Origin of the sequence: Kangiella japonica (genome assembly GCF_039523535.1) — a bacterium.
Taxonomy (GTDB): Bacteria; Pseudomonadota; Gammaproteobacteria; order Enterobacterales; family Kangiellaceae; genus Kangiella; species Kangiella japonica.
In genome coordinates this window covers 641586-663040 of record NZ_BAAAFM010000003.1, presented here as the reverse complement: position 1 = coordinate 663040, position 21455 = coordinate 641586, and the positions used below count along the sequence as shown (strand labels likewise).

Here is a 21455-nt window from a genome sequence, read left to right as displayed (position 1 = left end):
AACCGCTTTAGAACGAGACTTTCTGCGCCACAAATAAAGACAAAGGACGTCCATCATCGAGTGTGTGGACTTGATCGAGTAGGATTGACCAATTCGCGAATCGTTCCGCTAATTCATTGTTTTTGAGCAAAAAGTTCGGATTTTTAGGGCTACCAAAATCAGCCGCACCCTCTAGGAAGGTATGAATAGCTACTTTGCTGTGTACTGGCAGGTATTCTTTATAGACATCAAGCAACGGTCGGTAGAGAAAGCGGCTCTGCATGATTAACGCAGGCTGTTGTTGAGTGATAAACTCTATGGTGTCTTCCAGCTGATTTTTGCAGTCCATTAACAGGGTGCTAACCGAAACGTTCCAATGCTCGGCTGAGGTTTTCAGGCGGTCTAGCGCCTTGGCTTGGTTATCAATGGCAATAACGCGAAAACCAAGCTGGGCTAACAAAATACTATCGCGCCCAGAACCACAGCCTATATCGAGAGCGAGCGGTTTCTCTAGATCAGAATCAATTGTGCACTTCAGTAAATCTGCATGATGCTCCAAGAGAGGGTTGCCGCGCCAAGAACGATTGCTACCAACGCCTGTGTTGAGTTCCAACTTAGCCAATTCCTCATGAGTCGTTACTTTAACAACTTCATATCGGTGTTGGTTAAGCAGTTGAATCGCAGTCTCAGCTTGCTCTTTTAACACACAAAGGTGCAGCGGAATGTTCTTAGGCGGAAGTTCGTGCCATAAGTCCGGCCCGTCTAAAAGATTAAAATGCACGGCCCCCGGAAGGTGTCCGCTTAAATAATGATTATGCGGGCGAACGTCGAGAATCAGAGGACTATCAATATCTTGCATTAAACTTTCCTAAAAGGTTGTTTACGGCCGTAACTGAGACTACGCCACAACCATTCGAGGGGACCAAAGTGGAAACGCGCTAACCACCAAGGAGACCATAGTAGTTGTGCGATAAAAATAACAGCGACGATGATCATTAACTGATAGCGATCGAGTTGACCAAACAAGCCTAAACCGTGGCTATAAAAAATGAGCGTGCAAATAATACTTTGTGTAATGTAATTGGTAAATGCCATGCGACCAACTGCCTCAAGACGCTTTCTAAATGCAGCGAATTTGTTTGACTTGAACCATAAGCAAAATACCGCGATATAACCCAGTGCCACAAAAACCGCACCAATACTATTGAGTGACATAAAGGACAGCATAGAAGCGTTCAGATCGAATTTTGACTCTAGTAGCGAGTAAGTATCATAAGCGGTGATTCCAAAGCCGATGATAAAGCCGATCAGCATCAGCTTGATATAAAAAGAGCGGCTGCGCTCGGCCGTTAAAATGCCTAGCTGATATAGACCCATACCGAGTAACATCGAGCCGCCGATTCTGAAGAGGCCGAAGAATAACGCCATCATCGGAAGGTTAGCCAGGAAGAACTCAGTACGATGAGCAAGCTGTGAAGTATAATCGGTCGTATACACCGCGGTTTCTTGCGCGATATATTCAGGCGAAGGAGTGAACATATTTATCATATCGGACATATCTTCTGCTGGTGCGTCGCCAGCAAAAAGAGCGAGCAAACTCATTAGCCCTATCATGATAGTCACAAAGATTGAGCCAACGATTAGTTTGGTTTTAGCATCCGTGTTGCGAGCGAAAAAATAAACCCAAAGCCCAGCAATGGCGTAAGTAACCAGAATATCGCCGTACCAAATAAATATGGCATGAATAGAACCGAAAACGAGTAACCAGAACATTCGCCTATAGTGCAAGCCAGCGCTAGGCATGTCATTAGCTTTAGCGCGTTGCGCCATCAACATGATTCCAGCACCAAACAACATCGAGAAAAGCGTATAAAACTTTTGGTCGGCGAAAATATGTGTCACAAGCCAAGTGAATAGATCGATATCGGAGGGTGAGCCTAATGCCGTTGGATTGACATAATAGGCGTATATATTGGCGAAAGCATAGATATTCATAATCAGAATACCCGCCACCGCAATACCACGAATCAGATCGAGTGCGTGATATCGAGCTGCTACCTCGGTTGGTGAGAGGGGGGTAGTGGCAGTCATGACAAGTCCTTGTTATATATTTTTTTGGCAGTATAGCTTCAATGAACTAATTTTTCAGCCGTAAGTTATTAACCACCTTAGTATATTTTTTGATAAATGTTTTTACTGAATTGGCAGAAATGGTAGTGCAGGTGTCATTTATGCCACTGTTATTTATAATATAATTTATTGGAAGTCTAAGAAATGAGCTTGAGATGAAAGAAAAAAAGATCGCCTTTCTGGTATACGAGGGTATGGAGTTACTCGATATGGCTGGTTCACAGACGGCTTTCTATGAAGGCAATCAATTTGTGAATGGTAGCTATCGCTTAATAGTTGTGGGGATTAACAATGAGATTGTAGTTAGCGAATCGGGTACACAAATTAAGCCTTGCTGCAGTTTGGACTCGCTAGGTGAGTGCCATACACTTGTTATTCCTGGAGGGAAAGGAGCTAGGCTGAATTCATTGTCTCAGAAAGAATTGCAAAGACTTAGGGAGTTAATCGAAAAAAGTGAAAGGGTTGTTAGTATTTGTACAGGGGCTTTCCTGCTAGCAAAAGCAGGTCTGCCTGAAAAGACAAAAATTGCTACTCATTGGGCTTTTGCTAAGGACTTAAAGAGTGAATTCCCAGAGTTACTAGTGGATGAAAGCAGCTTATTCATTCAAGACGATAAATACTGGTCCTCTGCAGGTGTGACTTCATGCATCGATCTGACGCTAAAACTTATTGAATTAGACCTCGGGAAATTGGCAGCAATGCACGTGGCTAAATATATGGTGGTGTATTTAAGAAGAGCGGGCTCGCAGCAACAATACTCTGATCTATTGAGTTTGCAAAGCCCCAAAGATAAACGTCTATTGACAGTGTTGGAATGGCTTAAAGATAACCTCGAAAAAAGGATAACGGTAGATATGATTGCTGATCGAGCAAACATGAGTGAGCGTCAGTTATATAGAGTATTTATAAATGAGGTAGGGTTTCCTCCCGCGCATTACCTTGAAGAGTTGCGTATGGAAGTTGCAAGCACCTTGTTGGTTAGCTCAGAACAGAACATCAAAGCAATTGCTTTATCAGTAGGCTATAGATCTCACGATGGCTTTAAAAGAGCATTCCAAAGAAGGTATTCCATATCGCCACTGAAATATAGACAAGTATTTTCTTCAAGCGAAGTAGGTTAAGAGAGTTATATGAACTTATTAAAGATAATATTGATTTATTCAATTGCAATTATGATACCTGTATATGGGAAAGATGTATCAATACCAACAGGAAGTGGTAGTTTTGAAATTCAAGGTGGAAAAGAGCATCCAGAGAAGACAATAAAGGTTTATTATCATAAACCGACATCATTTAGCGTAGAAACTAAAGTGGTATTTGTCGTACCTGGCGGAGGAAGGAATGGTTGGAGTTATCGTGATGCATGGCAAAAAGCATCTGAAAAGTATGATGTTTTAGTATTATCTCCGAGTTATTCGGAAAAAAGTTACCCAAACTTTTGGAGCTATAATTTAGCAGGGATGATAAAAAATGTAGTCATAAACAAAGAACGTACAGCTATCGTATCCCTTGATGTAGTTGAGGAAGCTGATAAATGGATATACCCAGACTTTGATAGAATATTCGATAAGGTAGTTAAGGACTTATCTATGAGTGCCAAAACTTATGATATGTTTGGTCACTCTGCGGGAGGACAAATTCTGCACCGGCTTACTCTTTTTTATCCTGAGAATAAAGCAAATAGAATTCTTGCAAGCAACTCTGGCTGGTATACAGTTCCCGATTACACTGAGCAATTTCCATATGGTTTAAAGGGTGCACCTATAGGTACTGAAAAAATTGGATTAAGTTTTAAAAATAACCTAACGGTCTTTCTCGGGGAGCTGGACAACCATGAGGAGACAAGAGGTCACTTAGTTCGGAACTCAGTGATAGATAAACAAGGAATTGGTCGGCTATCTAGGGGGAAGTACTTTTTTGGAAAATCTAAACTGTTGGCTAAGAACAAGAAGCAGATATTTAATTGGTCTATGCATATTGTGCCTAATGTTGGACACAATTACCGTGCGATGAGCCAAGCCGCTGCTGAGTTTTTGTATGAGTAACTTAGAAGAGGAAATAATTTAACTGGCAAGAGAATAGCAAAAGACTTGCCAGTTTTAGGTTAAATCTTTTTTCGTAACTCGTCCCATTCTGGGTCGTCAATATTGCCGCGGTCATCGAGTTGCGGGTAGCGGATATTGTGCTTATCGCAGTATTTTTTAATGGTGGGGTGGAGCGCATTAAAAAGAATATAGTCGATTTCTTCTTGAGGCACTTTAAGTTCGCCATACATATTGGCTTCTGCGCGTTGGCGCTGTGCTTCATACATAATCAAAGCTCCGGCGACGGAAACATTGAGCGATTGCACCATTCCAACCATTGGAATAATGACGTGCTCATCAGCCAGTTCTGCGGCTTCTTCAGACACGCCAACAAGCTCCGAGCCGAGCAAGACGCAAGTGGGCTTGGTGTAATCAATGCTTCGGAAGTCCACGGCTTTATCAGAAAAGTGCGCGGCTAACACCTGCATACCTTGAGATTTAACTTCGGCGATACCGGTTTTTAAATCAGGGTGTTTGTGCGTAGTAACCCAACGCTTACTGCCGCTTGAAGTATGGTGACCACTAAAGCGAACGCCTTCTGGAAATACGGCGTGGGCATGACCAATACCAACTGCGTCTGCGGTGCGAACAATGGCGGCCAGATTGTGCGGTTTATGCACTTCATCCATGAAAACCGTCAGATCAGGCTGACGGTTGGAAAGAAGCTCAATGATTTTGTCGTAACGGGTTTTCCCATCAGCAGTCATACTCGGGTGCTGCAACGGTTAGTCCTCAAGAGTCATGATAGCGTCCATTTCGATTTGGGCGCCTTTAGGTAGTTCTTTAACACCAATAGCGGCGCGCGCTGGGTATGGCTCAGTAAAATATTGCGCCATAATCTCGTTTACCGTCGCGAAGTGGCCTAAATCGAGCATGAAGATATTGAGCTTTGAGATTTCATTCAGCGAACCCCCAGCAGCCTGACAAACGGCAGACAGGTTTTTGAAAACCTGATGCACCTGTTCGTCAAAGTTTTCAACCAATTCCATAGTTTCAGGAATTAGAGGAATCTGCCCTGACAAGTAAACCACGTTGCCAGTTTTAACGGCCTGTGAATAAGTACCGATAGCCGCTGGTGCTTTATCGGTATTAATGACTGTTTTCGACACGTTTATGCCCTTTAGGTTGTATATCTGGGTAGCGATACACTTTATTAACAAAAGGTATCACTCGTAATTTTTTAATAATAGAAGCTAGATGAACGCGGTTTTTAACACCAACACGGAAGGTTAGAATATTAACGTCACCATCGAGTTCGTTAATATCGATGTTGATAATGTTGCCTTCTTGATTGGCGATAATGTTGGTCACCTGAGCCAGTACTCCGCGCTGGTTAAAGACGTGCAATCGAAGCTCGGTGGTAAAGTCACCTTCTAAATCGTCTGACCATTCCACGGGAACATAGTGATCATTTTGCTTGTGCGCGCGCTGAATATTCGGGCAGTTATCGCGGTGGATATTGAAGCCACGACCAGGGCTAACGTAAGCCATGATTGGATCGCCTGGAATAGGTTGGCAACAACGGGCGTATTTAATCACCAAACCTTCGGTGCCTTTAATCGCAAGCGGTGAACGCTCTTCGTCTGAATCGACTTCTTTAGCCGTATCTTTGGATTTATTTTGATCACTCGTGAGGCGGTGCGCCACTAATGCGCTCGCTATTTTGCCAAGACCGATACCGGCTAAGAGATCATCAAAGCTTGGATAACGAGTGACCTCAGTAATGTGTTGGCGCTTCGCTTCGTCAATTTCTTCGATCGAGAATTTCAGCGACTGCTCAAGCAGACGACGGCCAAGATGAACCGCTTCATCGTGGCGCATATTTTTCACGAAATTACGAATATTAGTTCGAGCTTTACCAGTAACCGCATAGCTTAACCAAGCGGGATTAGGGCGAGAACCTGGTGCCGTAATAATTTCGACCGTGCGGCCATTAACTAAAGGTGTGCTCAGCGGTGAAAACTGCTTATCAATCTTACAGGCGATACAGGTGTTACCGACGTCGGTATGAATTGCATAGGCAAAGTCGACCGGAGTGGCGCCTTTTGGTAGCTCAATAATTTTGCCCTTAGGCGTGAAGAGATAAACTTCGTCTGGATAAAGATCAATCTTCACGTTTTCAATAAACTCGATGGAATCGCCAACGTTTTGTTGAAGCTCAACCAAGCTTTGTAACCATTCGCGCGCCTTAGTTTCGGCGTGATGCGTAGAGTTACCGGTTTTGTATAACCAATGTGCCGCAACACCATTCTCCGCCATCTGATCCATAAGGTTTGTACGGATCTGAACCTCTAGGTGCAAGCCAGATTTACTACGCAACACCGTATGTAACGATTGATAACCGTTAGCTTTAGGAATGGCGATGTAATCTTTGAAGCGACCTGGGATGGGTTTGAATAAATTGTGGATTTGGCCAAGAGAGCGGTAACAAGAATCTTCTGAATCGGTAATCACGCGGAAAGCATAAATATCCATAACTTCTGCGAAGGTGCCGACTTTGTCGCGCATTTTCTTATAAATGCTGTATAAACTTTTTTCGCGGCCAATAACTTGGCACTTCAAGCCGGTATCTTTTAAGCGTTCGCGAAGTTGTTTGGTAACTTTCTCGACGACTTCTTTACGGTGACCACGAACCTTCTTTACCGACTCTTTGAGAATTCGGTAGCGCATCGGATACATGTTAGCGAAGCCTAAAAGCTCCAACTGTTCCTTGATGCGGTGAATACCCAAACGATTAGCAATGGGTGCATAGATTTCGAGGGTTTCGCGGGCAATTCTGCGACGTTTGTCGGGGCGTAGTGCTCCAAGCGTCTGCATATTGTGTAAGCGGTCGGCCAGCTTAATGAGGATAACGCGGATATCTTGCGTCATGGCCATCATCATCTTGCGGAAGTTTTCGGCTTGCGCCTGCTCTTTCGACTGGAAGTCGATTAGCGTTAGCTTACTCACACCCTCGACCAGATCGGCCACAGTCTCACCAAACTGCTCGGTTAAATCTTGCTTAGTCACGTCACAATCTTCAATCACATCATGCATCAAAGCTGCCATGATGGTCTGATGATCAAGATGTAGTTCCGCTAGAATGTTAGCGGCGGCGACTGGGTGGGTAATATAAGGATCGCCGCTGGAGCGCATCTGTCCATCGTGTGCGCACTCAGCGACTTGATAAGCACGTTCCGTATCTGAGACTTGTTTAGGTTCTAGATAGGTTTCAAGAACGTCTTTAAGATCAGCAAAATAGGACATGCGTATCAGGATATTCTAGCCAATTAGAATAATACTGGGCGAGATTCCTGCTCTTGCTCAGCAGCGCGTTCGTCGGCTGCTACCGTTTCGGCTGTTGTTAAGCCTTCTTCGATTTCACGCAATGCAACAACAGTCGGCTTATCATTATCCCACTCAACTTTAGGGTCGTGTGTGCCATTAGCCAACTGGCGAGCGCGCTTTGCTGCCAACATAATTAAATCAAAACGGTTACCAACAACTTCTACCGCGTCTTGTACTGTTACTCGTGCCATAACTTACCTCAACAACCTTGCGGAAAACCCGCGCTAATAATCTCTTATAACACTATTCAATGACCTACAGAATAGTGTAACCAAAAATAGGCGCTAAACAATAGCCTAGCGCAATAAAACCTACTGATTTAGCAGATCAGCGAGCAAAGCCTGCTGTCGAACGAGCTGACTTTCCTTGCGTAAGCGTCGCGCTGTAAAAATAGCCGACAGATCTTTGCACGCTAAATCAAAATCATCATTAATAACGATATAGTCGTATTCATCGAAATGCTCAATCTCACGATGAGCCGCAGCCATTCTCGACTGAATCACTTCCTCGCTATCTTGCCCACGCCCCGTTAAACGGCTAAGTAACTCGTCTTGCGATGGCGGGAGAATAAAAATACTGCGGCATTCAGGCATCAACTCGCGGACCTGACGCGCGCCTTGCCAGTCGATTTCTAGAACAACATCATGCCCCAGCTCTAGCTGGCTCTCGAGCCACACGCGACTGGTACCATAATAATTGCCAAAAACCTCGGCGTGCTCTAAAAAGCTTTCTTCCTTAAGCATCTGTTGAAAGGCTTCAACAGTGACAAAATGATAATCTTTCCCATTCACCTCACCCGGGCGTTGTTGGCGCGTCGTGTGTGAAATCGACAGCTTCAACTCCGGCATCTGACCTAAAACCGCTTTCAATAAGCTCGTTTTACCCGCACCCGAAGGTGCCGAAACCACATATAAAGTGCCTTTAGCCGTGCTTTGAGAACTGTTTTGAGTAGTCGTTGCCGTCATAATCTCGAAAATCAATTGAGTCAAAAGTCCCCTAAAGCCTTCAAATATGGGCTAAATTGCTCGGAAAACCAAAGGGAAGATTGCATAGAGCGCAAAGTCGGTAATGATAACATAAGTTAAACGACTAACGGTATAGATAATAACCAAAATCCCCATTAGGATAGAACTTCTTTCGATTGGGGGGCGATAAAAGAAAATATCAGCGCTTTAGTCGTGTCGTTAAGAGGGAACTGTTCCAAATAACAAGGGATAGCTCAAAGTAGAAAACAATTATAGCGAAGAGGATAAATGGTTACTTCAGGACTGTATGAAAAGCTTGTAACTGAAATGTTAAGCACAAAGCTTGATGCCGATAGGTTTTATATTGGAGAGAGAAAAGTTGAAGCTGCAGAAGCTTCTGTATGGCTGTCCCGGTCACTCTCAAAGGTTATCGGTATCGCTATTGACTCCATTCCAAATAGTCCAGACCGAGTGCAACAGCAAGTTGAGTTAGCAAACAGCTTTATAAAGTGGATAAGTGAGAATATCCAAAATGTTGATTTAGAAGATAATCTCATCGCAGCAGAAGGCAAGATACTAGAAGGTGTGCTAGAGCGAGTTAACCCTGTCGCGCCCGATTTGGCTATGTACTTAAAAGAAGTGATGCCTCAGACCGGGCTTTCGCAAAGCGAGTTATTTTGTGGCAGTAATGCCGGCTTATCGCTTGAGTCGGAGATAAAGCGTGAAATAAGGTCAGCTGACGAAATTTACTGGTTAGTATCTTTTATAAAATGGGCCGGAATAAGGATCTTCAAAAAAGAACTGGAAGAATTTGCACGAAGCGGTAAATCGTTAAAGATCATAACAACTTCATATATGGGCGCTACAGATGCTAGAGCTGTTGAGTATTTAGCGGGCTTGCCGAATGTTGAGGTCAAACTTAGCTACAACACTGATCGAGAAAGGTTGCATGCTAAGTCATACTTATTTCTAAGGAACATAGGGTTTCATACGGGTTATATTGGCTCATCAAACTTATCACGCTCTGCTTTGACCAACGGTTTAGAGTGGAATTTAAAAATAACGTCGCAGGAAATCCCGCATATCATTGATAAATCTATTCATACCTTCGAGACGTATTGGGAATCGCCTGAATTCGAATGTTTCGATAATGGCGATACTGATAAAGAAAAACTTAGAACGGCATTATCAAAAGCTAGCGGAAACCAAGACATATCAAGCAATCAATTTTTCTTTGATATAAAACCTTATCACCACCAGCAAGCGATCCTCGACAAGGTTGAGTACGAAAGAAGCTATAATAAGCGATATAAAAATCTGATAGTTGCGGCTACGGGTACTGGCAAAACCATTATCTCGGCTTTGGATTTTAAGAGGTTTTATGCTGAGAACCCTGAGTGTAATTTTCTATTTATTGCTCATAGGGTAGAAATACTAAAACAAGCAAGGACTGCTTATCGAGGAGTTCTAAGGAACTCGGAGTTTGGAGAATTATACGGCGATGGAAATATGCCAAACAACTATAAGCACTTATTTGCATCGATACAGACAATCAATAGAAACCTCGATGAGCTAAACCTCAGTGGTGACTACTATGATTATATAGTGATTGATGAAGTCCATCACATTTCAGCGAACAGTTATAGGAAACTGTTAGAGTACTTTACGCCTAAAATCCTATTAGGTTTGACTGCAACTCCTGAGAGGCATGATGGAGCAAATATTCTTAACGATTTTTGTGGGGTGATCGCTGCTGAAATTCGACTACCAGAAGCAATTAATCAAAGGCACTTATGTCCTTTTCAGTACTTTGCCATTGATGATGAAACAGACTTAAGGAAAATAGCTTGGAGCAATGGAAAGTATGATGTTGGGCAATTAACCCACCTATATACGCACAATGACCAACGAGTTAATAAGATACTTCTTTCAATGGATGAAATTATTACAGATACCAAAAAGATTAAAGCACTAGGATTTTGTGTGAGTCAGGAACATGCTGAATATATGGCGAAAAAGTTTAATTTAGCTGGGATTGCATCAGCATATCTCACAGCTAACAATTCAGAGCAAAGAACTGAGTTACAGCAAAGTTTGAGACTGGGGGATATCCAAGTATTGTTTGTTGTAGATATCTTCAATGAAGGTGTCGACATTCCTGAGCTCGATACATTGCTATTTTTAAGGCCAACAGAGAGCTTGACAATTTTTTTACAACAGTTAGGGCGTGGCCTAAGGCTAACTCCAGAGAAAGAGTGCTGTACTATTTTAGATTTTGTGGGTAACTCAAGACCAGAGTATGACTACACGCAGAAGTTTAGAGCTGTAGTCGGCAAAACAGATCAATCAATAAAGAAAGAGATTGAAGGTGACTTTCCTAACTTGCCTCTAGGTTGTGCTATTGATTTGCAAAGACGCGCTAAAGAAATAATTTTAACAAATATACGTAATGCAATTGTTAATAGCACGCGACTAATAGAGCTGATCAAAAATTATAGCCATAACGCGACGGCTGAACTAAATTTAGCAAACTTCTTATCATTTTATGAAAATGTAAGCTTAGAGAATGTTTATAAAGTGCAGAACCGGGGGCTTGGAGGATGGAACTACTTACTTGAAGCATCTGGTCACTCTAAAACTGAAGCACTTGAGGATGTTCGGAAAGCTTATTACAGGGCTATTTCTAACCGCTTACTGGGGTGTGAGTCTAGATCTTACTTTGAGTTTATAACGGAGCTTATAGATAAAGATTTTAATATACAGTTACTAGATTTAACCGAAGAAAAGAAAAGTTTTGCGTTGATGTGTCATTATGACTTCTGGGGTAAACCAGGTGAAGAGCTAGGCTTTAACACATTAGAAGATAGTTTAAAGGCTCTTAATGTAGAACTCCTGAAAAATGAGTTGCAAGACGTTATAGAGATTTTGCTTAACCGGTTAGACAAAAAAGAAGTTATCAATGAGGCTTACCCTGTGATTGGGTTGCACTCTAGGCACCCAAAGGACCATATAATGGTGGCTTACGGAAAATCAACATGGGGTCAGCAAACGTTGCACCGAGAAGGTGTTTTAAATCTTGCTGAGCAAAATACAGAGTTATTATTCGTAACATTAAACAAATCTGAAGAACAATTCACGCCAACCACCATGTACCATGACTATGCTATTAGTGATGAGTTGTTTCATTGGCAGTCTCAAAATAGTGCTAGGCCGGATACAGGGAAGGGTTTGAGTTACGTACAACAGCGTGAAAGCGGACAAATAGTTATATTATTTGTAAGAGAAAAATCAAAAGATGAGAATGGAAGAACAAAGGGTTTTATCAACTTAGGAGAGGGTGACTTTGTAAAGTATGAAAATAGTCAGCCAATGGATATAACCTGGAAATTGAAAAATAAACTTCCAGCTTATTTATGGCAAGATGCTGCCAAGTTAGCGGTAGGATCTTAAGGAGTTAAGTATCATGAGGAATACAAAGCGTCGCCCTATCACTGTTGGTCAAATCTTACTGAGTGAGTATTTAGAACCAGCTGGTATCGGGCAAAAAGAGTTAGCAGAAGCTATGGGCGTGCATCGGAATAGTTTGAGTCGGATCGTTAATGATAAAGGGGTTCTGACCGCGCCGATGGCGATAAAGCTAGCTACTGCTTTAGGAAACACGCCAGAGTTTTGGTTAAATATTCAACATGCTGTGGAACTGTGGGATGTTCGCCACAAGGCTTACGCAAAAGAAGCTCAAGGTGTTAAAAAACTGGATGTAACGACTAGGAATGAAGCCACGGTAAGTTAGCAGTTACTTTAACAAAGCTTAAAAGATAAAAGCCTCGAAATGTTTCGGCACTTCGGGGCTTTTTTTGTTGGTGCTGTAATTTTAAGTCTTATTCGATGTTTTGCACTTGTTCGCGCATTTGCTCGATGAGGACTTTGATTTCGACAGAGCTGTTGGTGATGTCTGCGTTAATCGATTTTGAGCCTAAGGTGTTGGCTTCGCGATTGAATTCCTGCATGAGGAAGTCAAGTCGACGGCCGACTGGGCCTTTGTCTTTGATCAGGCGTAGGCATTCGGTTACATGAGTATTGAGGCGGTCGATTTCTTCGGCGACGTCAACTTTTTGTGCGAGGAAGACCATTTCTTGCTCTAGGCGCTCTTGGTCGAGTTCGACCTTGGCTTCTTCGAAACGGTTTATAATACGCTCACGTTGCCACTTTATAACGTCTGGCATCTGCTGTTGCACTTTGGCGACTTCTTCTGAAATGCCCTTTAGGCGTTGCTCGATAGTGGCAGCTAAGGCTTCGCCTTCACGTTGACGCACTTCAATCAGTTGGTCTACGGCCTGAGAAAAGGCTTGTTTCACGTCCTTTTCCATGGTGTTAGTGTCTGTTTCTTCTTGCTGTAAAAGCCCTGGCCAGCGCATTAGTTGCACTAAGTCTGCGGATTGGTTGTCTTGCGCTAAGACTTGTAATTCTTCGTGGGCGGTAAGCAGTTGCTGCGCCATTTCTTGGTCAAGCTTCATGCGACCAGCGTGCTTCGGATTCATCTCGATGCGTAAGGTGCAGTCGAGCTTTCCGCGGTTTAGGCGCTTACGAAGAACGTTTCTCAGTTCGAATTCTAGGTGGCGGAATGACTCTGGCATTCTGAAATTAGGCTCTAGGAAACGCTGGTTAACGGATTTGATTTCCCAGGTTACGTTACCCCACTCGGCAGCGAACTGCTGGCGGGCGAAGGCGGTCATGCTTTTTAACATACGAGTATAAACTCCGATTCGAACAATGGCTCAATACGATGGTGTATTAGAGCTATACAACTTATAGGGCTAATACGAAAATCGATACAGAAAGCCTGTAATTGTAACGATATTTGGCGAAGTTGGCGATAGTTTAATCAGGACGGGGGTAATGTTGGGCATTGCGATCTGTTATAGAGATCGCCACGGTCGCAGGCTCCCTCGCGATGACGGGGAAAGGGGTGGTGCTAAATATCATCACGATGACGTAAAAGGTACGTCTTTGCGAGAACTGGAAGCAATGCCTGTGGTGTGGAACAAAGCGATCTCACATCTATTGCTCGTCTTTGCGAGTGGAACGAAGCAATCTCGCTTTTAGTGTTGATGGTATAAGGTGTTGCGTTTTGTGATAGAGATCGTCACGTTCGCAGGCTCCCTCGCGATGACGGGGTATAGCAGAGTGTGGCGGTCGAAAGCTCCCTCGCGATGATGAGTGGGGATAAGGTGTTAGTCGCAGGCTTCCTCGTTATGACGAGGGTAACCTTACGCCCATTTTTTGATGGCGGGAACTGAGAAGCGCTTCTGGTCTTCTAAACGTAAGGCGGTGAGCTTATTTCCCCAGACGCAACCTGTGTCGATGGCGTAGATGTTTTTTTCTTTAGCTTTGCCTTGAAGGGCTGCCCAGTGGCCAAAGACGACGCGAGTTTCACTTTGGATTTCGCTAATCTCATACCAAGGGTATAGGTTTTTATCTTGCTTTCCTGGCGGCGACTTACTTTTAAAATCGAGAGAGCCATCGGCGTGACAAAAACGCATTCGAGTTAGGGCGTTAGTGATAAATCGTAGACGTTCGATACCTTTTAATGACTTCTGCCAACGATTTGGCTTGTTTCCATACATGTGCTTGAAAAAGTCTATGGCTGACTTTTTATCAGTAAGAGCTTCCTCTAAGTCATAGGCGCAGGCAAGGGTTTGCTTAAGGCTCCAGCCTGGGGGGACGCCAGCATGGGTCATCAGAAAGTTGAGTGATTTGTCGTAAACCGCCATGGGTTGCTGTCTTAGCCAATCCATCAACTCTTCACAGTTTTCAGCTTCTAAAATACGTTTTAGGTCGTCTTTTTTATTGAGCTTACTTTTTGTGTAATAAACGGCTAATAGATGCAGGTCATGATTACCCAGGACAATTTCGAACAGATCTTGATGCTCATAAATATAATTTAGAACTTCTAAGGACTTGGGGCCTCGGCTGATCAAGTCACCAGCGAGCCAAACTCGGTCGCTGGCAGGATTAAACTGTATTTTGTCTAACAGCTGGCGAAATTCATCGTAACAGCCTTGAATATCGCCAATTGCGTAGGTCGCCATGGTTTAGTGCAAAACCCCAGGCGCAGCTAGGCTAAAGACGGGAATTGGTGTTTTAAATTCGGTACCGTTTTGGCCAATCATTTTGTAGTCGCCTTCCATTGTTCCGATCGGGGTCGAAATAACGGCGCCGCTGGAGTATTGGAAGCTTTTACCAGGCTCGATAAAGGGTTGCTCGCCAATAACACCCTGACCTTGAACTTCGGTAACTTCGCCATTGGCATCAGTAATGACCCAGTGTCTGGAGTCTAGTTTTGCACCTAATTCACCGGTGTTTTCGATGGTGATGGTGTAGCCAAAAACAAAGCGCTCATTGTCAGGCTCAGACTGCTCTTCGATGTATTGTGTGTTGACTGTTATTTGAAATTGGTACTCTTGTGACATTGTTTAAGGATTAACCTAGGTTGTCAGTGCTTTGTTACCATTCTCTAATGTAACTGTGTTAGGCGCAAGCCTGTGGTAGTATTTAGATTATTTTTATCGTAGTAAGTTTTTATCGTAGCAAGAGTAAGGATAGATATGGCATCAAAAAAATCACAAAAAACGGTGATGGTCACTGGCGCAAGTTCAGGCTTCGGCTTAGAAACGGCACGACGTTTTGCGGAGAAAGGTCATAAAGTTATTGTGGCGGCGCGTCGTAAAGAGCGTCTTGAGCAACTGAAAGCCGAATTAGAGCAGGAATTTGGCCAATGCTGTGTGTATGTATTGCCAATGGATGTTACCTCGGAAGAGCAGATAGACTCGATGATCAATAGTCTGCCGGAAGGCTTTTCTGAAATTGATATATTGGTTAACAATGCGGGATTAGCGTTAGGCCTAGAGCCAGCACATAAAGCAAATCTTGACGACTGGCACCGCATGGTTGATACCAATATCAAGGGTTTGTACTTAATGACGCGCAAGTTGTTACCGGGGATGGTGGAGCGTAAATTAGGGCACATTATTAACATCGGCTCTATTGCGGGTAACTATGCGTATCCCGGCGGTAATGCCTATGGCGCTACAAAAGCCTTTGTTAAACAGTTTACGCGAAACCTTCGAGCGGATTTATTAGGCACTCAGGTTCGCGTGACCAATATTGAGCCGGGTTTAGCTGAGACTGAGTTTTCACTAGTTCGTTTTGGTGGTGATAAAGACAAAGCTGATGATGTCTATAAGGGCACTGAGCCATTAACAGCTGAGGATATTGCCGAAGCGGTAATATGGGCGGCGGAGCAACCGCAACACGTGAATATTAATTCGATTGAGCTGATGCCAACGTCACAAGCATGGGCGTCATTAGCAATAGATAAAGTACAAGGTTAATCCCTAGGAGTGTTCAACATGGCTTTCCAACCAATTTTACTGCCCGTTTTTGTGATGGTGATTTTAACCTTCTCAGTAGCCGTGATTATGGCGCGACGTCGCTTTCGGTACTACCGTGAACAACGGCTGCACCCACAGAAAACAGCATCGCGTCAAGGTATGACTAAGCTGATGGAAGACAATCGTGCCGCTGATCATTTTATGAACCTGTTTGAAATGCCTGTGTTATTTTATTTGGCGGTAGTGATCGCCATCCTGACCAATAGCGCCAGCGTGTGGTTGCTTGGTTTATCTTGGCTATATGTCGCGTGTCGTGTGGTGCATGCGTATATTCATTGCGGTTACAATAATGTGTTTCATCGCTTCAAGGCCTTTATTTTGGGCTACTTTACCCTGGCGGCGATTTGGATTGTGTTAATTTTAGACATTGTTTTATTTTAGGCGAGTTATAGCATGAAGATTGAGAAAAATAGTGTGGTTGAGCTGGATTATCAACTGATGGATACTGACGGTAAGGTTTGGGAAAGCTCGAAAGAGGGCGGCCCTTGGGTGTATTTGCATGGTCACGGCGAAGTTATGCCTGGGCTCGAAGGCGAGTTAACCGGTAAAGCCATCGGGCAAAAGATCCGAGTGGAGCTGGGGCCTGAAGAAGCTTACGGTCCTTATGAAGAGGACTTGAGAACTGAAGTGCCAAAAGAGGCATTTGGTGAAGTAGAGAATCTAACGGAAGGTATGCGCTTAGCCGCCGAAGGTAGTGACGGGGTGCATGCCGTTATCGTGCGTGAAATTCGTGACGATATCGTGGTTATCGATGCGAATCATCCGCTGGCGGGGAAAGCGGTCAAAGTTGAGGTTAAAGTGTTATCGGTACGCAAAGGTACTGATGAAGAAATTGCCCACGGCCACGTGCATCAAGATGGCAATTGCGGACATTAATCAGGGATAATGTATGCGTATGACTTGAGAGCTTATAGTTAGATAGAGTTCGACATACGCATTAAACCTAACTCCTAAATTCAGTAACAATCCTAGTAACCAATTCAGCAGATTCTTTTGGTTTGGTATATAGCAAAAAGTGGCTGCCTTCCATCGGATATTTTCGAGCGCCAGGGTAAACTTTAGCGATGCTATCTTTTGCCCGTTGGTTGAGCACCTTATCGTTGCTGGCTTCTACATAAGCGACGGGTACTGGTGGCTGCGGTGGGAAGTTACCAATAGTTTTTAGCACTTCTGTTCTTTCTTTTAAGATATGCTCTGGAATATTCTCGATCACCGTTTTGACAAATTCTACCTGCTCTGGCGTCGCATCATTATTCAAGTATGTACTCGCCAATTGCTGCTCTGCAAATGGCAACTTTAAGACCGTTTTAGCAGACATAAACTTAGACAGCTCAAGAAGCATCTTGTTGGGTGGTGCTAACAAGCTAACGAAGAAGATAATGCCTTGGAGTTGAATCTCTGGCATAGCGTTGAGATAGGGCGCTATCGAACCTGCGTAAGATTCGACAAGGAGAACAAAAGGCTCCTTGGGAAGCTCTGGTGCGATATGGTGCGCGAGGGTTTCGTGATCTTGTGGGCAATCCTCGGGCAGTGGAATAAATAAGGTTTCAATCTCGAGGTGTGCTATAAAGTCGATGAAAAAAGCATCGTTGCCGTTAAGGCCTGGGATCATCACTAGTTTCATCAAAAGCTCCTTTTGTTTATAACCCTTATTTAAGACTATTATTTATAGGGGATGATAAGTCGCGCTACCACTTGCTGAGATACAATTGGCAGCGCTAGTTTATACCGATTAGCTAGCGATAGCCTTTTTCTGGATATCGAAAATCTCGCGAATACCTTGCTTGCCAAGCTCTAGCATTTGCATCAATTCGTCACCGCTAAAGGTCGCGCCTTCAGCCGTTCCTTGAATTTCAATGAAACCGCCGTGCTCGTCCATAACCAAGTTCATGTCTGTTTCGGCGCTAGAATCTTCTGGGTAGTCTAAGTCCAAAACTGGCGAACCTTCGTAAATACCCACTGAAACAGAGCCAATCATGTGCTTAAGCGGGTTGGTTTTGACTTTTCCTTGCTGGCGCATGGTAAACAGAGCGTCATGTAAAGCTACACAAGCACCGCTGATCGAGGCGGTTCGAGTTCCACCGTCCGCTTGAATAACGTCGCAGTCGAGGTAAATCGTATGCTCGCCGAGTTGCTTTAAGTCCACAGCCGCACGCAAAGAGCGACCGATTAGTCGTTGGATTTCAAGGGTACGACCGCCTTGCTTGCCACGCGATGCTTCACGATCCATACGGCTATGAGTCGAACGTGGCAGCATGCCATACTCGGCCGTTAGCCAGCCCTGACCTTTGCCTTTTAGAAAGCGTGGAACGCTATCGACGACGCTGGCAGTACATAATACTTTAGTCTCACCAAACTCAATCAACACAGAGCCTTCGGCGTGTTTGGTGTAATTGCGTGTGATGGTGACGGGTCTTAATTGGTTACTACTTCTACCGCTAGGGCGCATAAAGACTCCTCTTTATGAAAATACTGGAATAATTGCTAAAAGATTATACGGAAACTCGTGGGGTATTCCTATGCTTAAACCTTATCTAAGCTAAGGTTATTACGATGAGTAACTACTAGTAGCTTCAAAAGCTTGTATAAACTATTGTTTTGAAATACATCTCAAATAATGGGTGCGTTTATTGACTTTGTGGATTAACATAATAGGGTTAATTATCCATAACAAGTATTAGTCGGAAGAACACCAGAAAAAGACATAAGGACACGGTCTATGACAGCACTTATTAATCCTACCGTTAAAAAGAGTTACCAACCGTTCACTAGTCCAGCCTTTAAAGGGCTGAAGTGCTTGGGAGGATCAAGCGTTCTCATATCAAAAGATGCTCAACAAGTTATAGATAGGCTATCGCCATCAGGTAAAGCCAGTGTTAACAACCAGATGAGTTGTATCACTAAGAGCAACGTAGGCTCTGTAGGAAGCCACAAGCTTTATATTGAGTTGACTGACGGTCTCTTGGAATTAAAGGTAATTAAGCAAAAGAAGCTTAATCAACTACAGATAGAGTCTGCCAGAGAACTTAAAGGTCTCCGTAAGCCGTGGACGGGGAGTCGTATTAGTCTGACTCAACAGTGGTCGATAGCTAATAATGGCTATACTTATGACGAGCTTTATTACTCCAATCCCGTCTACAGTTATCCCGAAGAAGCACTTGACCGCTTTCTATTAAGAGTAGCGCCAGAGTTTCACCGGATGACTGATAAAGGTGGCGTTACGATTGGAGCTGATGTCCATGCAGGTGCTGAATACGTCTCGGCGATTTACGTTACTAAAGGTCCAGTAAACCAATACGCTTTGATTATTGAAACTCAAGGCCTGCCTTTGTTGAGCGTGGCCACTCGTCCAGCACCGCAAGGCTTTGCTACCAAGTATAATATGGTCAATGGCGCTAGAGCGAAAGAAACGATTCATACTCATGGAGAAAAGCGTTGGCGCAAAAAGGTGCGAAAAGATACCGAGCTGTTTATCAAGGTGTTTGCTAATGACCAAAGGCATGAAAGTGAACTTATGGCAAGGTATCATGCGCCTTTTGAGCGTAGTACCAGCCGTATTCCGCTCACAGCGAAAGGCGACTCTAACAACTTCTCTTCTGAAGATTTAAAAGCCTACGGGTGGTTAGTGACAGAAGACCGTACCTTGTTATTCCAAAAAGCCGATAAGAATACCGTAACTACAAAAGGACGTTTCTAATGCATTTAAGAGTTGTTTTAGTCTTGGCTGTGCTCTCTTTGTTGAGTTCTTGTGCTACGAATCCTAATGATAAGCGACTAACCGTAGAGGAAGCTGACCAATTAAAACACGCTTACCTATGTATTACCTTAGATGATTATGCTTATTTGCCGTGGGAGAAGATCCCACATTGCGTCAGCGATAAGGTTAACCAACAACAGGCTGATGCACTGGCAGCATGGATATGGCTCAAAGGTACACACAGCGACTTTGAGGGGCAGATATCGGCAATCAAAGCATTAAAGCCTTACCTGCGTAAAGGGGACTACTATTTCTATTTACGTAATGTTTATGGCCAGGCTCGTGATGCGGATGATCCCGAGAACTTTGATAAGTGGGTCAAGCTGATGGAGGAGGCTAACAAAAAAATCACGGAGCACGCTGGAGGTACCAGTGGCTATTGGTCTCGCCCTTCATATTCCAAGGAGAGGAAGAAACGTTTATTGATTGATGCTGCTAAACGAGGGGATTATATCGCCCAAGGCGCAATCGGTGAGTATTATCTGAAAGGAACGAACGGCTTTGAGCAGGATATTGAGAAGGGTATCATGTGGATGGAGCAAGCAGGAAACCGTGATGCCAGTAACTTTAGCCCATACAATATAAAAAGACGTGGTATTGGTCAGTATTTCTCAGAGAAAGACTTACGGTACTGGAAGGTCATGCACCAAATCCAAGCAAAAGTGGAACCTAATGAGCGGCTCAAGGACGAAGATGACTTCGATTATGACACCGCCCAAAGATTACTCTCAGAGGTTGAGGACTGGAAACATTTTTGCCGTAAGTTCTCTAACAAACGCTGGTTGTGGCCGGGAGATGAATTACCGGTTGAGAAGTACAACATACTAAGAACTATCATCGTTCAATGTGTTACCGCTAATCCACCTGCTGAAGAGAAGTATATTAACGATATCGAAGAGTATTAGTAATTGATCACTGATGGATCTCTTTGTTGCTTATAAGGTGCCTGCCTAGCTTAAGAAATAGCCATATAAACAGCAGGGGAAACAAAATGTTTTGCACAATAAACACGGTGATTAACTGAATCACGCTCTGGCTCGCTTGCTCGGCTGCTTCTTGGTAGGAAGCAATTTGCTTTTTGAGGTTTAGTTGGTCGGCGGCGTCGCTGAACCAGCGTTTCGTTTTTTCGAGCCCAGAAAGTTCTTCGTCGCCAGTCACATCGTCTGGGGTATTTTGTCGAATTGTGGCTTCGGTTTGTTGCAAACCTTGGCTCGCTTCTTTGTAGTTATTAGCGAGAAAACCTTGATACAGCGCTTCCGAGCCTAGCGCCATTATCGGTGTGGCGAAACGCACCAAAACAAGAAACAGTGCCACTTTAAGAATTAAAGGATTAGCTTGACGTTGTTTGAAATGCTTAAACAGTAGATAACCTGCAGCAAAAGCCCAAAAAGCGATAATAAGGTAATTAAAATAATCCCAAGCGCCAATCGATAACATTAGCTTCTGGATACCTAGTGCGCTGGCCGTGACCAGCATCACCAAAGAAAAACGCTCAATCAGATCATTGATCGGATCGAGTATTTCACCTGGCGACAGCGTTAGACCGATACCGGCAGGTTGCATCGCAATTTCAGCTTCTTGTGCCATAGATATCAGACCGTTGAGTCCACGAGCAATGGCGAAGGCTATAAGGCTGCGCTCCAACGCTTGATCTGTATATTGCTCGCCATAGTGGTCAACGGCTTTGCTACCAGCGAGCAAGCCTGAGATTAATAGGCCGAGAATAATCAGCCAAAGATTAATGGTTTTCATAAGATTCTTA

General features: G+C 43.8%; 22 protein-coding genes. 9 read left to right on the top strand and 13 right to left on the bottom strand.

Going from position 1 to position 21455, the window contains the following annotated elements; all coding sequences use genetic code 11:
- Positions 1 to 7: 7 nt before the first annotated feature.
- Entirely contained in the window at positions 8 to 838 is an 831-nt protein-coding gene (locus ABD128_RS06530) for a methyltransferase domain-containing protein (protein WP_343988264.1), read from the bottom strand.
- A complete protein-coding gene (locus ABD128_RS06525) occupies positions 838 to 2070 on the bottom strand; it encodes a DUF418 domain-containing protein (RefSeq protein ID WP_343988261.1) in 1233 nt (410 codons plus the stop codon). The genes ABD128_RS06530 and ABD128_RS06525 overlap by 1 nt, the downstream gene beginning before the upstream one ends.
- A gap of 194 nt (positions 2071 to 2264) precedes the next feature.
- Between ABD128_RS06525 and ABD128_RS06520 the strand changes: the two genes are divergently transcribed.
- Positions 2265 to 3230, top strand: a complete 966-nt coding sequence (locus ABD128_RS06520) for a GlxA family transcriptional regulator (RefSeq protein ID WP_343988258.1) — start codon at positions 2265 to 2267, stop codon at positions 3228 to 3230.
- 9 nt (positions 3231 to 3239) lie between these two features.
- Positions 3240 to 4154 carry a hypothetical protein gene (locus ABD128_RS06515; protein ID WP_343988254.1) on the top strand — a complete coding sequence of 305 codons (915 nt, stop codon included), beginning with the start codon at positions 3240 to 3242 and terminating at the stop codon, positions 4152 to 4154.
- Positions 4155 to 4213: 59 nt separating this feature from the next.
- Here ABD128_RS06515 and trmH read toward each other — a convergent pair whose 3' ends face one another.
- The 5 genes from trmH to gmk form a co-directional block, all read right to left on the bottom strand.
- Positions 4214 to 4900 (bottom strand): tRNA (guanosine(18)-2'-O)-methyltransferase TrmH, encoded by a 687-nt coding sequence (gene trmH / locus ABD128_RS06510; protein WP_343989375.1) that lies wholly within the window; start codon positions 4898 to 4900, stop codon positions 4214 to 4216.
- 18 nt (positions 4901 to 4918) lie between these two features.
- Positions 4919 to 5302: a RidA family protein gene (locus ABD128_RS06505; protein ID WP_343988251.1), complete on the bottom strand. Its 384-nt coding sequence runs from the start codon at positions 5300 to 5302 to the stop codon at positions 4919 to 4921.
- On the bottom strand, positions 5283 to 7439 hold the full coding sequence (gene spoT, locus ABD128_RS06500) for a bifunctional GTP diphosphokinase/guanosine-3',5'-bis pyrophosphate 3'-pyrophosphohydrolase (protein WP_343988248.1): 2157 nt from the start codon (positions 7437 to 7439) through the stop codon (positions 5283 to 5285). The genes ABD128_RS06505 and spoT overlap by 20 nt, the downstream gene beginning before the upstream one ends.
- Before the next feature lie 23 nt (positions 7440 to 7462).
- Positions 7463 to 7711 carry a DNA-directed RNA polymerase subunit omega gene (gene rpoZ, locus ABD128_RS06495; RefSeq protein ID WP_110199860.1) on the bottom strand — a complete coding sequence of 83 codons (249 nt, stop codon included), beginning with the start codon at positions 7709 to 7711 and terminating at the stop codon, positions 7463 to 7465.
- A 120-nt stretch (positions 7712 to 7831) separates the two neighbouring features.
- Positions 7832 to 8485 (bottom strand): guanylate kinase, encoded by a 654-nt coding sequence (gene gmk, locus ABD128_RS06490; protein WP_343989373.1) that lies wholly within the window; start codon positions 8483 to 8485, stop codon positions 7832 to 7834.
- Between the two features lie 288 nt (positions 8486 to 8773).
- Between gmk and ABD128_RS06485 the strand changes: the two genes are divergently transcribed.
- Both ABD128_RS06485 and ABD128_RS06480 read left to right on the top strand, forming a co-directional pair.
- A complete protein-coding gene (locus ABD128_RS06485) occupies positions 8774 to 11935 on the top strand; it encodes a DUF3427 domain-containing protein (protein ID WP_343988244.1) in 3162 nt (1053 codons plus the stop codon).
- A gap of 13 nt (positions 11936 to 11948) precedes the next feature.
- Positions 11949 to 12275, top strand: coding sequence for a HigA family addiction module antitoxin (locus ABD128_RS06480; RefSeq protein ID WP_343988241.1), 327 nt, complete (start codon positions 11949 to 11951; stop codon positions 12273 to 12275).
- 88 nt (positions 12276 to 12363) lie between these two features.
- On the opposite strand, the gene ABD128_RS06475 is transcribed toward ABD128_RS06480, so the two are convergent.
- The 3 genes from ABD128_RS06475 to apaG all read right to left on the bottom strand — a co-directional run bounded on the left by ABD128_RS06475 (position 12364) and on the right by apaG (position 14955).
- A complete protein-coding gene (locus tag ABD128_RS06475) occupies positions 12364 to 13230 on the bottom strand; it encodes a YicC/YloC family endoribonuclease (protein WP_110199846.1) in 867 nt (288 codons plus the stop codon).
- 522 nt (positions 13231 to 13752) lie between these two features.
- Positions 13753 to 14574 carry a symmetrical bis(5'-nucleosyl)-tetraphosphatase gene (locus ABD128_RS06470; RefSeq protein ID WP_343988238.1) on the bottom strand — a complete coding sequence of 274 codons (822 nt, stop codon included), beginning with the start codon at positions 14572 to 14574 and terminating at the stop codon, positions 13753 to 13755.
- Positions 14575 to 14577: 3 nt separating this feature from the next.
- Positions 14578 to 14955 carry a Co2+/Mg2+ efflux protein ApaG gene (gene apaG / locus ABD128_RS06465; protein WP_343988236.1) on the bottom strand — a complete coding sequence of 126 codons (378 nt, stop codon included), beginning with the start codon at positions 14953 to 14955 and terminating at the stop codon, positions 14578 to 14580.
- Positions 14956 to 15090: 135 nt separating this feature from the next.
- Here apaG and ABD128_RS06460 point away from each other — a divergent pair, with 135 nt between their 5' ends.
- Genes ABD128_RS06460 through ABD128_RS06450 form a run of 3 tightly spaced genes read left to right on the top strand, consistent with a single transcriptional unit; the run spans position 15091 to position 16812 of the window.
- Positions 15091 to 15876 carry an SDR family oxidoreductase gene (locus ABD128_RS06460; RefSeq protein ID WP_343988234.1) on the top strand — a complete coding sequence of 262 codons (786 nt, stop codon included), beginning with the start codon at positions 15091 to 15093 and terminating at the stop codon, positions 15874 to 15876.
- 18 nt (positions 15877 to 15894) lie between these two features.
- The gene (locus ABD128_RS06455) at positions 15895 to 16317 is read left to right on the top strand and encodes an MAPEG family protein (protein ID WP_343988232.1); all 423 of its coding nucleotides are present in this window, start codon (positions 15895 to 15897) and stop codon (positions 16315 to 16317) included.
- Between the two features lie 12 nt (positions 16318 to 16329).
- Positions 16330 to 16812 (top strand): FKBP-type peptidyl-prolyl cis-trans isomerase, encoded by a 483-nt coding sequence (locus ABD128_RS06450; protein WP_343988230.1) that lies wholly within the window; start codon positions 16330 to 16332, stop codon positions 16810 to 16812.
- 67 nt (positions 16813 to 16879) lie between these two features.
- Here the strand turns inward: ABD128_RS06450 and ABD128_RS06445 are convergent, their stop codons facing one another.
- Both ABD128_RS06445 and rph read right to left on the bottom strand, forming a co-directional pair.
- A complete protein-coding gene (locus tag ABD128_RS06445; protein WP_343988228.1) occupies positions 16880 to 17560 on the bottom strand; it encodes an alpha/beta fold hydrolase in 681 nt (226 codons plus the stop codon).
- Between the two features lie 108 nt (positions 17561 to 17668).
- Positions 17669 to 18385 (bottom strand): ribonuclease PH, encoded by a 717-nt coding sequence (gene rph / locus ABD128_RS06440; RefSeq protein WP_343988226.1) that lies wholly within the window; start codon positions 18383 to 18385, stop codon positions 17669 to 17671.
- 270 nt (positions 18386 to 18655) lie between these two features.
- Here rph and ABD128_RS06435 point away from each other — a divergent pair, with 270 nt between their 5' ends.
- Together ABD128_RS06435 and ABD128_RS06430 are read left to right on the top strand one after the other, a co-directional pair.
- Positions 18656 to 19633, top strand: coding sequence for a hypothetical protein (locus ABD128_RS06435; RefSeq protein ID WP_343988224.1), 978 nt, complete (start codon positions 18656 to 18658; stop codon positions 19631 to 19633).
- Complete coding sequence (locus ABD128_RS06430; protein WP_343988221.1) at positions 19633 to 20598, top strand: hypothetical protein; 966 nt, start codon at positions 19633 to 19635, stop codon at positions 20596 to 20598. Before ABD128_RS06435 ends, ABD128_RS06430 begins: the two co-directional genes overlap by 1 nt.
- Positions 20599 to 20605: 7 nt before the next feature.
- Here ABD128_RS06430 and ABD128_RS06425 read toward each other — a convergent pair whose 3' ends face one another.
- Positions 20606 to 21445, bottom strand: a complete 840-nt coding sequence (locus ABD128_RS06425; protein WP_343988218.1) for a hypothetical protein — start codon at positions 21443 to 21445, stop codon at positions 20606 to 20608.
- Between the last annotated feature and the right edge of the window lie 10 nt (positions 21446 to 21455).

What these genes read in the sequence shown, in the direction of transcription:
- spoT (WP_343988248.1), bottom strand. Translation starts at nt 7,439, where the DNA reads ATGTCCTATTTTGCTGATCTTAAAGACGTTCTTGAAACCTATCTAGAA.
- ABD128_RS06480 (WP_343988241.1), top strand. Translation starts at nt 11,949, where the DNA reads ATGAGGAATACAAAGCGTCGCCCTATCACTGTTGGTCAAATCTTACTG.
- rph (WP_343988226.1), bottom strand. Translation starts at nt 18,385, where the DNA reads ATGCGCCCTAGCGGTAGAAGTAGTAACCAATTAAGACCCGTCACCATC.
- ABD128_RS06520 (WP_343988258.1), top strand. Translation starts at nt 2,265, where the DNA reads ATGAAAGAAAAAAAGATCGCCTTTCTGGTATACGAGGGTATGGAGTTA.
- rpoZ (WP_110199860.1), bottom strand. Translation starts at nt 7,711, where the DNA reads ATGGCACGAGTAACAGTACAAGACGCGGTAGAAGTTGTTGGTAACCGT.
- ABD128_RS06485 (WP_343988244.1), top strand. Translation starts at nt 8,774, where the DNA reads ATGGTTACTTCAGGACTGTATGAAAAGCTTGTAACTGAAATGTTAAGC.
- ABD128_RS06435 (WP_343988224.1), top strand. Translation starts at nt 18,656, where the DNA reads ATGACAGCACTTATTAATCCTACCGTTAAAAAGAGTTACCAACCGTTC.
- apaG (WP_343988236.1), bottom strand. Translation starts at nt 14,955, where the DNA reads ATGTCACAAGAGTACCAATTTCAAATAACAGTCAACACACAATACATC.
- ABD128_RS06470 (WP_343988238.1), bottom strand. Translation starts at nt 14,574, where the DNA reads ATGGCGACCTACGCAATTGGCGATATTCAAGGCTGTTACGATGAATTT.
- ABD128_RS06530 (WP_343988264.1), bottom strand. Translation starts at nt 838, where the DNA reads ATGCAAGATATTGATAGTCCTCTGATTCTCGACGTTCGCCCGCATAAT.
- ABD128_RS06475 (WP_110199846.1), bottom strand. Translation starts at nt 13,230, where the DNA reads ATGTTAAAAAGCATGACCGCCTTCGCCCGCCAGCAGTTCGCTGCCGAG.
- ABD128_RS06430 (WP_343988221.1), top strand. Translation starts at nt 19,633, where the DNA reads ATGCATTTAAGAGTTGTTTTAGTCTTGGCTGTGCTCTCTTTGTTGAGT.
- trmH (WP_343989375.1), bottom strand. Translation starts at nt 4,900, where the DNA reads ATGACTGCTGATGGGAAAACCCGTTACGACAAAATCATTGAGCTTCTT.
- ABD128_RS06515 (WP_343988254.1), top strand. Translation starts at nt 3,240, where the DNA reads ATGAACTTATTAAAGATAATATTGATTTATTCAATTGCAATTATGATA.
- ABD128_RS06460 (WP_343988234.1), top strand. Translation starts at nt 15,091, where the DNA reads ATGGCATCAAAAAAATCACAAAAAACGGTGATGGTCACTGGCGCAAGT.
- ABD128_RS06425 (WP_343988218.1), bottom strand. Translation starts at nt 21,445, where the DNA reads ATGAAAACCATTAATCTTTGGCTGATTATTCTCGGCCTATTAATCTCA.
- ABD128_RS06445 (WP_343988228.1), bottom strand. Translation starts at nt 17,560, where the DNA reads ATGAAACTAGTGATGATCCCAGGCCTTAACGGCAACGATGCTTTTTTC.
- ABD128_RS06455 (WP_343988232.1), top strand. Translation starts at nt 15,895, where the DNA reads ATGGCTTTCCAACCAATTTTACTGCCCGTTTTTGTGATGGTGATTTTA.
- ABD128_RS06450 (WP_343988230.1), top strand. Translation starts at nt 16,330, where the DNA reads ATGAAGATTGAGAAAAATAGTGTGGTTGAGCTGGATTATCAACTGATG.
- ABD128_RS06525 (WP_343988261.1), bottom strand. Translation starts at nt 2,070, where the DNA reads ATGACTGCCACTACCCCCCTCTCACCAACCGAGGTAGCAGCTCGATAT.
- gmk (WP_343989373.1), bottom strand. Translation starts at nt 8,485, where the DNA reads ATGACGGCAACGACTACTCAAAACAGTTCTCAAAGCACGGCTAAAGGC.